The 11,843-nt window shown below is 68.1% G+C and carries 10 protein-coding genes; 5 read left to right on the forward strand and 5 right to left on the reverse strand.

Translation table 11 applies throughout. From position 1 onward, the window contains the following. Positions 1 to 7: 7 nt before the first annotated feature. Entirely contained in the window at positions 8 to 3,007 is a 3,000-nt protein-coding gene (locus ACZ7KI_RS02225) for a UPF0182 family protein (RefSeq protein ID WP_470271421.1), read from the reverse strand. A gap of 157 nt (positions 3,008 to 3,164) precedes the next feature. On the opposite strand from ACZ7KI_RS02225, the gene ACZ7KI_RS02230 reads away from it, so the two are divergent. Then, a complete protein-coding gene (locus ACZ7KI_RS02230) occupies positions 3,165 to 3,713 on the forward strand; it encodes a PPA1309 family protein (RefSeq protein WP_470271422.1) in 549 nt (182 codons plus the stop codon). 124 nt (positions 3,714 to 3,837) lie between these two features. Here ACZ7KI_RS02230 and ACZ7KI_RS02235 read toward each other — a convergent pair whose 3' ends face one another. Then, entirely contained in the window at positions 3,838 to 4,842 is a 1,005-nt protein-coding gene (locus tag ACZ7KI_RS02235) for a YlbL family protein (RefSeq protein WP_470271446.1), read from the reverse strand. A 203-nt stretch (positions 4,843 to 5,045) separates the two neighbouring features. Between ACZ7KI_RS02235 and ACZ7KI_RS02240 the strand changes: the two genes are divergently transcribed. After that, a complete protein-coding gene (locus ACZ7KI_RS02240) occupies positions 5,046 to 6,389 on the forward strand; it encodes a zinc-dependent metalloprotease (RefSeq protein WP_470271423.1) in 1,344 nt (447 codons plus the stop codon). Between the two features lie 6 nt (positions 6,390 to 6,395). On the opposite strand, the gene ACZ7KI_RS02245 is transcribed toward ACZ7KI_RS02240, so the two are convergent. Then, the gene (locus ACZ7KI_RS02245) at positions 6,396 to 6,962 is read right to left on the reverse strand and encodes a M48 metallopeptidase family protein (RefSeq protein WP_470271447.1); all 567 of its coding nucleotides are present in this window, start codon (positions 6,960 to 6,962) and stop codon (positions 6,396 to 6,398) included. A 163-nt stretch (positions 6,963 to 7,125) separates the two neighbouring features. On the opposite strand from ACZ7KI_RS02245, the gene ACZ7KI_RS02250 reads away from it, so the two are divergent. From ACZ7KI_RS02250 to ACZ7KI_RS02260, 3 genes are all read left to right on the forward strand, one after another. Further along, the gene (locus ACZ7KI_RS02250) at positions 7,126 to 8,160 is read left to right on the forward strand and encodes a ubiquitin-activating E1 family protein (RefSeq protein WP_470271424.1); all 1,035 of its coding nucleotides are present in this window, start codon (positions 7,126 to 7,128) and stop codon (positions 8,158 to 8,160) included. A 77-nt stretch (positions 8,161 to 8,237) separates the two neighbouring features. Continuing rightward, positions 8,238 to 9,578 carry an ABC1 kinase family protein gene (locus tag ACZ7KI_RS02255; RefSeq protein ID WP_470271425.1) on the forward strand — a complete coding sequence of 447 codons (1,341 nt, stop codon included), beginning with the start codon at positions 8,238 to 8,240 and terminating at the stop codon, positions 9,576 to 9,578. 142 nt (positions 9,579 to 9,720) lie between these two features. Continuing rightward, positions 9,721 to 10,635 carry a hypothetical protein gene (locus ACZ7KI_RS02260; RefSeq protein WP_470271448.1) on the forward strand — a complete coding sequence of 305 codons (915 nt, stop codon included), beginning with the start codon at positions 9,721 to 9,723 and terminating at the stop codon, positions 10,633 to 10,635. Positions 10,636 to 10,639: 4 nt separating this feature from the next. Here the strand turns inward: ACZ7KI_RS02260 and ACZ7KI_RS02265 are convergent, their stop codons facing one another. Together ACZ7KI_RS02265 and ACZ7KI_RS02270 are read right to left on the reverse strand one after the other, a co-directional pair. Next, on the reverse strand, positions 10,640 to 10,819 hold the full coding sequence (locus ACZ7KI_RS02265; protein WP_470271426.1) for a hypothetical protein: 180 nt from the start codon (positions 10,817 to 10,819) through the stop codon (positions 10,640 to 10,642). Next, positions 10,816 to 11,685: a class I SAM-dependent methyltransferase gene (locus ACZ7KI_RS02270; RefSeq protein WP_470271427.1), complete on the reverse strand. Its 870-nt coding sequence runs from the start codon at positions 11,683 to 11,685 to the stop codon at positions 10,816 to 10,818. The genes ACZ7KI_RS02265 and ACZ7KI_RS02270 overlap by 4 nt, the downstream gene beginning before the upstream one ends. Positions 11,686 to 11,843: the final 158 nt, after the last annotated feature.

Consider the following 11,843-nt stretch of genomic DNA (forward strand, 5'->3'; position numbering starts at 1 on the left):
ACCGACGTCACCCTCCGGGCTGGCCGGAGGTCGGCGGCGCGCTGGCTGCCGGCGGGTTGGCCTTGGCCGACTCGTAGGCCTTGGAAGCGGCTTCGAGTGCGGCGAGGGCGGCCCCTTGGTCGGCGTAGTTGCCGGATTGCTGGGCGGCGCGGAACTTGACCCACGCGTCGTGCATGTCGCCCGCGGCCTTGTCGAGCGCCGGGTTGCCGCTGGCAGGCGGCTGCTGCGGCGGGGTCGTGCCGGGCTGTTGCGGTGTCGTGGGTCCGGGGGTGCCACCGGTCTGGGGCGGTGTGACCCCGGAACCTGTGCCCGCGCCGAAGACCTGGTCGAGGGCTTCGTTGAGCGTCGGCGCGAAGCCGATCTTGGTGCCGTACGAGACCAGGACCCGGGCCAGCTGCGGATAGCTCAGCTGGTTCCGTTGCCGGATGTAGACCGGTTCCACGTAGAGGAAGCCGTTGGCGACGGGCAGCGTGATCAGGTTTCCGTAGGTGACCGTGACGTTCGGGTTGTTGAACAGGGTCCGGTCCTGCGCGACCCGTGGGTCACTTTGGAATCTGTTCTGGACCTGGACCGGGCCGTCGACCTGGGTGGCGCCACTGGCACCTGTCGGCAGTCTGAGGACCCTCATTTTCCCGTAGTCCTCGGGATCCGAGGACACCGACATCCAGGCCGCCAGGTACTGCCGCTGGAGACCAGTGAGCGAACTGGTGAGCTGGAACCGCGACTTGCTGTCGCCCGGCGCGGTGGCCAGGACGTAGTAGCCGGGCTGGTTGGCGATGCCGGACGCGGACGCGTTCACGCCGCCTTCCTGCGTCGGGTCCTGCGGAACGCTCCAGAAGGCCTGCTGGGCGTAGAACTCCGCCGGGTTGTTCACGTGGTACTTCGAAAGGAGTTCCCGCTGCACCTTGAAGAGATCCTCGGGGTAGCGGAAGTGCGACCGCAGATCCGGTGAGATCTCGCTGCTCGGCTTGACCAGGCCCGGGAAGACCTTCTTCCAGGCGTTGAGCACGGGCTCGTTGTCCTCGACGCCGTACAGGTCCACGGTGCCGTCGAACGCATCGACGGTGGCCTTGACCGAGTTGCGGATGTAGTTGATCGAGGCGTTCGATTGGCGAGTAGTGCCGGTAAGCGAGTCGTTGGTGGCCTGCCCGAGCTGGGTCTGCTGGGCATACGGGAAGTTGTTCATCGTCGTGTAGCCGTCGACGATCCACTTGATCTTCCCGTCGACGACCGCCGGATACGGATCGCCGTCGAGGGTCAGCCACGGGGCGATTTTCGCGACGCGGTCCCGCGGTTCGCGATTGAACATGATCTTGGATCCGTCGCCGATGGCGTCGGAGAAGAGAATGTTCCGCTCTCCGTACTCGGCGGCGAAGACGAGCCGGTTGAACCAGTTGTCGATCGACACGCCGCCGGAGCCCTTGTAGATGTAGGCACGGTCGACGGCGGTGTCGTACTCGCCCGGCGCCTGACCGGCCTTGCCGCCGACGATCGCGTACGCGGCGTCGGTCGCGAGCTCGCCGTAGTAAATACGGGGCTCGTCGACCTTGATGCCCGGCTTGGACGGGTCGGTCGAGCCGGCACCCGTCGGGTTCTGGGTGTCGCTGGTGGTGGCGATCGGATAGCCGCCGTCGGAGTTGGCGTCCTTCAGCGCGCGGTCGATCGTGTTGGCGGGCGCGGCGACGAAGCCGTTTCCGTGCGTGTAGACGAGGTGCTTGTTGATCCAGTTCGTCTGGTTGCCGGTGAGGCCCTCGGTCTTGATCTCCTTGGCCGCCACGATGTAGTCCTGCGTGACACCGTTGAGGGTGTAGCGGTCGATGTCCAGTTTGGACGGGAAGCCGTAGAAGTTCTCACGGCCAACGCGCTGGGTGAAGGTGTCGCTGAGAATGTTCGGGTCAAGGAGCCGGATGTTCGGGACGGTCCCCTTGTCCGCCTTGATCTCCGCGGAGGTCGCCTCGGACTTGCCGGTGTAGTCCTTGTACTCGACGTTGGTCAGGCCGAACGCCTGCCGGGTCGCGTCCATGTTGCGCTGGATCGACGCGGATTCCTTCTCGTTCGCGTTGGGCTTCACCGAGAACTGGTCGAGCACCGCGGGCCACGCGACGCCGACCAGCACGTTCGACAGGATCAGCAGCACCAGCGCGATCGCCGGAAGCTGCAGGTTGCGCAGGAACGCGCCGGCGAAGAACGCGACGGCGCAGATCACCGAAATGCACAGGAGGATCAGCTTCGCGGGCAGGACCGCGTTCAGGTCCGTGTAGGTCGCACCGACGAACAGCGGGGCTCCCCGGTCGGAGAGCAGCAGGTTGTAGCGGTCGAAGAAGTACTCGACCGCCTTCAGCAACACGAAGATGCCGATGGTGATGGCGAGCTGAGCGCGCGTCGGCCCGGCGAGCTGGCCGCCCTTGCCCGCGAGCCGGATACCACCGAAGACGTAGTGCGAGATCAGCGCGCCGAAGAACGCGATGACGACCGCGATGAACAGCCAGCCCAGGAGCCAGTTGTAGAACGGCAGATCGAAGGCGTAGAAGCCGACGTCATTGCCGAACTCGGGATCGGTCTGCCCGAACGGCGTGCCGTTGAGGAACAGCTGCACGACCTGCCAGTCGCTCTGCGCGGACGCGCCGGCGATGAGGCCGGTCAGCACCGGGATGCCGATGCCGAACAGACGGATCCGGCCGACGATGGCGGACCGGTAGCGCGCGAGCGGGTCGTCGTTGCCGGAGATCGGCACGAAGACCGGCCTGGTCCGATAGGCGATCATCAAACTGATCGCCAGCGCACCGCCCACCAAGAGCCCTACCGCGAAGAACAAGACGACACGGGTGATCAACACCGTGCTGAACACCGGCCGAGCACCGACCTCGCCGAACCACAGCCAGTCGACGTAGGTGTCCAGCAGTCTCGCGCCCAGCAGCAGCGCCAGGATGACTACGGCGGCGATGATGAGCAGGATCCGGCTGCGCCGGGACAGCTTCGGCAGGCTCACGGGGGGCCGAGTGGCCACTGCACACGCTCCTGGTTTGGTGAACTTTTCGCGGGGGCGCGCGTACCGCGTGCGGCCCCTGATTGCTCTAACTCTACGGATGCGGTCGGAAGTTCCCGGAACCCGCCCAAACCGGACTCGGAAGGCCGCCGCCATGACCGCCTGGAACGATGAGCCAATGGCACCGAGTGAGCAGCAGGGCGTGGCCGGCCTGGCCCGCGAAGTCGAGGAGTTCGTCGCCTCTGGAGGATGGGATCAGCCGCCGCAGTTGTTCGCGCTGGTCCCGACAGCGGCACTGCTGGATGAGCAGCCCGAGTTGGCCGGGCAACTCGACCCGTCGGCCCCGCTGACGCCCGTCGCCCAGGAGTCGCTGCCCGACGGTGATCTCGGTGAAGCGCTGGCGCAGATCGCGTGGCCGGACCTCGTACTGGGTTGCGCGCTCGCGCAAGAGATCATCGTGCTTCCGCCGGACGCCGAAGCCGAGCTTCCGGTGGTGCCCGAGACCGACGCCGAACGCCTGCGCCAAGCGGCAGCCGACCACCCGCGCCGCACCGAGGCCCGGCTCGTGGCCGCGGTGCTGCGGGACGGCGCCGGAGCGTGCGTCATGCGGCTTCGCGGTGCCGGACAGTCCGAGGAAGCCAGCGATGTCCCAGTCGACGAGATCATCGAGAACCCGGAACTGGCTCCGAACCTGCTCGAAGCCCTGAGGGCGACGCTGCAACCCTGACCCGCAAAAGAGAGCAAGGGACCTTTGGTATCGCCGCCACGGACGCGGGCCGAAGCGATACCAAAGGTCCCTTGCTCTCGTCAGACCCGTCGGCGATAGCAAAGGTCCCTTGCTCCCCCGGCGGTCAGCAGGAGGCGGTCGGCCTGCCCGCTTTGAGGTTCTCGAGCTGCGCGATCGCCTCGTCCAGCGTGGACACCTTGATCAGGTTGAGGCCATCGGGAGCGGCGGTCTTCGCCTCGGCGCAGTTGTGCGCGGGCACGAGGAAGTCGGTCGCACCGGCCTCGCGGGCGCCGACCACCTTGAAGGAGATGCCACCGATCGGGCCGACGACACCCTTCTCCGAGATCTCGCCCGTCCCGGCGATATGCCTGCCACCGGCGAGGTCGCCGGGCTCCATCTTGTCGACGATCGCGAGCGCGAACATCAGGCCGGCCGACGGGCCGCCGACGTCCTGCAGCGAGATCTTCACATCGAACGGGACATCCGCGCGGTCCACCGCGGTCAGGCCCATGAAGCCTTCGGGGCCGTCGGGCCGCTGCGCGAGCGTGAGCGGCACAGTGCGCTCGGCTTGGCCGTCGGACTTGAAGGTGATCTGCACGGTCTGCCCCGGCTTCGTGCCGTTCAGCGCGGCCCGCACATCGGTCGCCTCTTTGACCGTCTGCCCGTTGACCACCATCAGCCGGTCGCCCGGAGCGAGCACCTTGTCCGCCGGGCTGCCGGAGACGATCGTCTTCGCGAGCACCTTCACCGGGAACTTGCGGCGCAGCGCGGCGACCTGAGCGGCGGTCTGCGAGTCCTGCAGCTGCTGGATGTTCTCCTGGCGGACCTGCTCGTTGGTCTCGCCGGGCTTGAAGTACTCCTCGCGCGGCGCCAGCGCGTACCGGCCGCTCGCCCAGAGCCCGAGCGCGTTGAACAGGGTGATGCCCCCATCGCGCAGGGAGACCGTCGTCATGCGGAGCTCACCTGAGGTCTGGAAGACCTCGTGCCCGTTGACCTGGATCACCGACTGCCCGGCGGCGTCCTTGCCGAGCGTGTCATAGGTCGGGCCGGGACTGATCGCCACATACGGCACCGGGATGAAGAACCCGACCAGCGCGAAGACCACGAACAACGCACCGCTGACCAGCAGCGTCCAGCCTCGCCGGGTCAACCGCCGTTCGGAGCGGTCCTGGTCACTCGCGGACCCCGCACGGCTCCGCGCTGCTTTGGTCTCCTCCGAGGGCTCTGTCACGCGTGACAGCGTACGGTGACGGTGTTCGCTTCTCGGTGAAGGCCACGCTCATCACTCCAGTTGACGAGCTCTGGGTCCCAGGACCCGCGTACGGTGGTGCCATGAGCAAACCCCCGTTCGGCTTCGGACCGCCCGATCCCGACAAACGAGGCGAGAACGAGCCGTCGGACTCCGGCGGCCAGCCCTCCGGCGCCGAGGCCTTCAATCAGCTCGGTCAGATGCTCAGCCAGCTGGGCCAGATGCTCAGCCAGGCCGGCAGCTCGACCGGGCCGGTCAATTACGACCTGGCGAAACAGATCGCGCTGCAGAACCTCAGCAGCAGTGACAGCGGCGACGTCCAGCTCGGCTTTTCGCCGTCCAGCGGCGGCGACTCGAGCACGGCCGTCCGTGACGCCGCGCACCTGGCCGAGCTATGGCTCGACGCCGCGACGATCCTGCCCGCCGGCGCCTCGACGACCGTCGCGTGGTCCGCACGTACCTGGGTCGAAAAGACCCTGCCCACCTGGCAACGTCTCTGCGACCCCGTCGCCCAGCAGGTCTCGGGCGCGTGGGTCCAGGCCCTGCCCGAGGAGGCCAAACAGGCCGCCGGCCCGCTCCTCTCGATGATGGGGCAGATGGGCGGGATGGCCTTCGGCTCCCAGCTCGGCAACGCCCTGGCTCAGTTGGCTTCCGAAGTGCTCACCTCCACCGAGGTCGGCCTTCCGCTGGGTCCCGCGGCGACCTCCGCGCTCCTTCCGGCGAACATCGAGAAGTTCACCGAGGGCCTGGAACTGCCGACCAGCGAGGTGCTGGTCTTCCTCGCCGCGCGCGAGGCCGCCCACCAGCGGCTGTTCGCCCACGTTCCCTGGCTGCGGCAGCGCCTCCTCGCCACCGTCGAGGAGTTCGCCAGCGGTATCTCCGTCGACACCTCGGCACTGGAGCAACTCGCGGGCCAGATCGACCCGTCGAACCCCGCCAGCATCGAAGAGGCCATGTCCTCCGGTCTGCTCGAGCCGCAGACCTCGCCCGAGCAGAAGGCGGCGCTGAATCGGCTCGAGACACTGCTCGCGCTGGTCGAAGGCTGGGTCGACGTCGTTGTCGCCGAGGCCATCGGCGATCGCCTCCCGGGCGCGGACGCGCTCCGGGAGACGCTGCGCCGACGTCGGGCCACGGGTGGCCCGGCCGAGCAGACCTTCGCCACCCTGGTCGGGCTCGAGCTCCGGCCGAGGCGGATGCGGGCGGCTTCTTCGCTGTGGAAGCTGGTCGGCGACCAGCACGGCATCGAGAAGAGGGACGGACTCTGGTCCCACCCCGACCTCATGCCGACCGCCGAGGACCTCGACGAGCCGCTCGACTTCTCCGAACGTCTCGGCGATGGCGAGTCGACCCTCGAAGGCATCGACCCGATCGCCGAGATCGAACGCACCCAGCGTGAGAAGGACAAGGGCGACGAAGACAAGAACTGAGGCACGTCAGTCCTCCGCCGCGATGCCCCACCCGGCGGCGGAGGACAGGCCCTCCAGATAGCCGATGGCGCGTTCGGTCTTGGGATAACGGCGAACGAGCTCCCAGAACGCCGCGTTGTGCCCTGGTTCTTTCAAATGCGCGAGTTCGTGCACGAGGACGTAGTCCAGCACCCAGGCCGGTACCCGGCGCAGACGATCACTGACCCTGATCGTCGCGTCGACCGGCGTGCAGGACGCCCACCTCGTGCGCATCGGCGGCACCCAGCGAACGCTCGCGGGTACCGCCTTTCCGTCCAGATACTTCGCCGAGAGCACGGCGCAGCGCGCCAGCAGTGCCTCGTCCGAGGCCTTCGGCGGCGCGGCCCGCTTCGGGCCTGTGCGCAGCAGCTTGCGCTGCATCTCGGCTACCCAGTGCTTCTCCTCGGCCCGGGTCATCCGGGCCGGGATCAGCACGACGAGGGTGTCCTCGTCCCAGTACGCGGTGACAGTCCGGTGGCGGCGCTGGCTACGCCGTACCTCGACCTTGTGTTCGGGAGTGTCCGACGGGGGAATCGTCTTGTCCCGGCTCCTCAATGAGGGCATCCGTGCTTCGACCACTCGACCACGGTAAGGCCAGTCACCGACAACTCCGAGAGCCGAAAGGTCACAGCCCCGAGTTATCCACAACGGGACACGCCTGTGGATAACTCGGCGTTTTCTTAGTGGACGGTTAGCGGGGCGGTGCGATCCTGCGATCATGAACCTTCGCGAACCGGATCTGCGATCTATCGTCCTGCCCGCCTTCCCGGCCCTGCTTCCCGGCCTCGATGTGCTGGAACGTGGGAACGGCGAGATCCAGATCGGCCTCGACCCCGCGCACGCCGTGGTGGTCGCCGGAGTCGCCACCGAGGTGGCCGAAGCCCTCCGCGGACTGGACGGGAAACGGGCCGCCGACGACATCGTGCTCGCGCAGAGCGAACACGACGAACAGTTGCGGGACCTGATGACAGACCTGACGGCCCGCGGGCTCGTGACCGACGCCGGGGAGCCAGGGCGACATCCGAAGCCGAGACCGGAGACAGGACTGTGGTCGCTCCGCGCCCGCCACCATCAGGCGGCCATGACGGCACGTCGCAAGCGCACCGCGGTGGCCATCCACGGCGACGGGCGGCTGGCCGTGGCCATCGCCGTGCTGCTCGCCAACGCCGGAATCGGACATATCGATATTCGGGCGACAGGCACGGTTCTCGCACGAGACCTGGGTTCGGGTTACACCGAGGCCGAAATCGGCATGCCGCGCAGGGAGGCGATGGCGCAGGTGGTGCACCGCGCCGGGGCGGACACGTCGACCACCCGGCTCTACGCGGACCGTCAGCCGGAACTCGCGCTGCTCGCCGACGCCGTGGTGCCCGCTCCCGAAGTGGTCGACGAGCTCGTTCGAGACGGCGTCAGCCATCTGCCGGTGCGAGTACGGGACGGGGTCGGCATCGTCGGGCCGCTGGTGGTGCCCGGCCGCAGCAGCTGCCTGCGCTGCGCCGACCTACACCGTTCCGGACTCGACAAGTCCTGGCCCAGGGTGGCGAGCCAGCTCGCGGGACGTGTGCAACGACCGGATCTCGGCGCCGTGCAGGCGTGCGCCGCACTGGCCTCCGCCCAGGCACTCCGGCTGCTCTCACCCGGCGACCAGGCACCGCCCGCGTGGAACGCCACCTTGGAGATCGACTTCTTCGACGGCGCGATCCGCCATCGCGATTGGCCGCCGCACAGCGGATGCGGATGCGGCGCCCGGTGATACGGCGAGCGACGTAGCCCACACGCACGCCCTCGACAGGCTGCGCGCGCGGAGTGAATCAAGGCAGAATCGCGAGGGTGACCGACTCCCGCAGCGCCGAGGACCGTGAAACCGACATTCCCCGCAAAGGGGCTGCGCGCACGGCGAAGCTGGCCAGTATCCCGCTCGGCATAGCGGGCCGGGCGGTCGGCGGCTGGGGCCGACGACTGACCGGGCAGAGCGCCGAAGAAGTCAGTGCGACCTTGTCCGCGAAAGCAGCGGAACAGCTCTTCGAGGTCCTCGGCACGCTCAAGGGCGGCGCCATGAAGTTCGGCCAAGCCCTCAGTGTCTTCGAGGCCGCGGTACCGGATGAGATGGCGAAGCCCTATCGCGAGGCCCTGACCAAGCTCCAGGCCGCGGCACCGCCCATGCCGACCCGGCAGACCCACCGAGTCCTCGCCGAGCAGCTGGGACGCAGCTGGCAGCAGCGGTTCGCCGCCTTCGACGACGAACCGGCGGCGGCCGCGAGCATCGGCCAGGTCCACCGCGCGACCTGGCACGACGGTCGCGAAGTCGCCGTCAAGGTCCAGTACCCGGGTGCCGATGACGCACTGCGGAGCGACCTTCGCCAGCTTCAGCGTTTCAGCAGGCTGTTCCAGGCCTTCGTGCCGGGAACCGAAGTGAAACCTCTCCTGGCCGAACTCGCCGAGCGGATGAACGAAGAGCTCGACTACCAGGCAGAAGCTCAAAACCAGCGTGCCTTCGTGAAGGCGTTCGACGGCGTCCCGGGCTTCCTGATCCCCCGAGTGGTCGCCAGCGCACCGAAGGTCGTCGTCACGGAGTGGGTCACCGGCACGCCTCTTTCGAAGATCATCGCCAGCGGCGACAAAGAGGCGCGTGACCGTGCCGGCCGCCTGCTCACCGAGTTCCACTACTCCTCGCCGGAACGAGCCCATCTCCTGCATTCGGACCCGCACCCGGGCAACTTCATGCTGACCGCCGACGGCAGGCTGTGCGTGATCGACTTCGGCGGGGTGTCCCGGTTGCCTGAAGGCATTCCGCAGCATCTGGGCGAGATGACCAGGCTGGCGCTCGACGGCAAGTCCTCGAAGCTGATGCGGCTGCTCAGGGAGTCCGGCTTCATCCGGGCAGACGCGGATCTGCAGGCTGACGACGTGCTCGCCTACCTCGCCCCGTTCACCGAACCGCTGGCGGGAGAGACCTTTCATTTCACCCGCCGCTGGATGCAGCGTCAGGCAGGCCGGGTCGGGGACACCCGCGGCCGGGATTTCCGGATCGGCCGCTCACTCAACCTGCCGCCCGAGTACCTCATGATCCACCGCGTCACCGCCGGATCGACGGGCATTCTCTGTCAGCTCGACGCGGAGATCCCCGCCCGCGCGATCGTCGAACGGTGGCAGCCGGGCTTCGCGGCCTGAAAAGTTATCCACAGGGATCGTGGGGACTGAGCCAGAATCCGGGTCGCTCGGGCGAGTTGTCCACAACTTTCCGGAAGCGGTTCCACCCGGACGGCCCAACGGTCATCCTCGATGTATGACCACTACACGAAGCGCTCGCCTGATGGCGCTCAGTAACACCTGCGAGTCCGGGATCATCACCAGCCGCGAGCTTCGCAAAGCAGGCGTGACCGCTCGTCACGCCGCGAAGCTCTGCGGGCCGGGCGGTCCTTGGCGAAGGCTGATGCCGGGTGTGATCCTGTTGCGCGACTCCGCGCCCACCCGGCTTCAGCTGCTGCAGGCCGCTGTCGCACGGTTCGGACCGGACGTGGTGGTGACGGGTGCCGACGCGCTTCGCGCGCGAGGTGTCGACTGCTCGGTGACGCGCGAGGTCCACCTCCTCGTCCCCGACTACCGGCGCGTGCCGGCGGAACCCGGCATGCTGCCCCGAAGAACCACACGGATGCCGCCACCGATCCTGATCGACGGCGTCCCGTTCGCCCCACCCGCCCGCGCGGCACTCGATCTCGCTCGTCTGGAGCTCGATCCGGCCCGGATCGACGAACTGATCTCGCTACCGCTGTATTGGGGCCTGTGCACGCTCGAAGAACTGAGGGAGGAGCTCGATGCCGGTAACCGGCGAGGCTCAGCCGCGGTCCGCGCGGCTCTGCGTCGTGTCGATCCCGAAGAGACCTACGCGTGCGGACTGGCGAAGCAGGCGCTCGACGGCTGCCCACTGCCTTCGCCGTCGTGGAACGTGACGATCTGCGACCGGCGTGGGCGACCCATCGGCGCCGCTGACGCCTGGTGGGACGACATCGGCCTGGCGTGGCAATTCCGTGCGCCGAAACAGGGCACCGCGAACTTTCATCCGCTGGCACTGACCGCGACCGGGACGGTGCTGGTCCGCTGCACCATCGACCAGCTGAGGAAGGTTCCGAGGGAAGTGGCGGCCGAGCTCGTCAGGGGGTATGCGGAAGCGGCACGGACGCCCCGCCCGAAGGTCCGCACGATCGGTCAGATCGACGACGCCGCCTGAGGGCTCACCAATACTCGTCCGGAAGTTTTCCCTCGATGTCGCGCGCGTGGCGGCGAGCGCAGGTAGGGCACATCCATCGCACGACGTTCTTCTCCCGGGTGGAAACCCAGGCGAGCGTCTGCGCGGCTTCCTCGTCGACACCACGGATCCGGCCGCACAAGGAGCAGCCGATCCGGTCGGTCACGGCCGCCGTCCACAATGGATCGTTTTCGTCCCCTGCAGGAAGAGGTCCTGGCGCGCGCCGAGGAAGGCGGGGCTCGCCGGATTCACCAAGGCGGCCGCGGTCTTGTGATCGTCGCCGCTCAGGCGGTCGCCTGCCACGTCGGCCAACCAAGTGATCCGCTCGACGACGAAGTCGCGCAGCAGTTCCGACCCGGGCGCCGGGTGGTGGACGAGCACACCGAAGGAATCGACGTTGTCGAGGCCTGCCCGCTGGAGCGCGATGTTCCAGCCGTAGGGCATCGAGACGGAGCCAGGGATGCCTGCCCGCATCTCGGCGAACCACTCACCTCGTGCGGCGAGCAGCCGCCCCTCGAGCCCTGGCCAGCCTATGCCGAGATCCCAGGGAAGACAGTTGAAGTCCAGGCCGCCCTCGGAAATGGCGACCAACCCGCCGGGGCGGGCGAGCCGGGCGAAGGTGTTGATTGCCGCTTGCTGGTCAGGCAAGTGGTGGACCACGCGTGAAGCCCAGACCAGATCGGCGGCAGGAAGCTTCGCGGGCAACTCGTCGTCGGCCACGTCGGCGTGGATGGTCTCGACGGTGGCCTTGTCTCCTGCGGCCGCGCTGACGACCCGATGTGCCTCTGCCAGCAGGTGCTCGGTCGCGTCGACCAGCACGATCCTGGCGCCGGCGGAGGCGAGTTCCTCGGCGAAGAGCACGCTCATCCCGCCCGCGCCACAGCCGACGTCGAGGATGGTCGGCCCGTCCGGCATACCTTCCAGCAACTGTCGGGCCGCTGCCCGCGTCGGCCCGGCGTCGAGCGCTTCGGCCATGCGAAGTGCTCGAAGACGGTCCGCCCAGTCGAAGTCGTCGTGCGTGTGTACGGCCATTCCCCCAGTGAACACCAATCCGAGCCGCACCACGCCCAAAGGGGGGAGCGGGGGGGGGGGGGGGGGGGGGGGGGGGGGGGGGGGGCGTCCCCCCCTCCTCCAGGGTGGGGCAGTGAGAGCTGTGTGTTCCGTGTGACTACGCAAGCAGGCAACTCTTC

This window comes from Amycolatopsis sp. NPDC039088 (genome assembly GCF_055598845.1).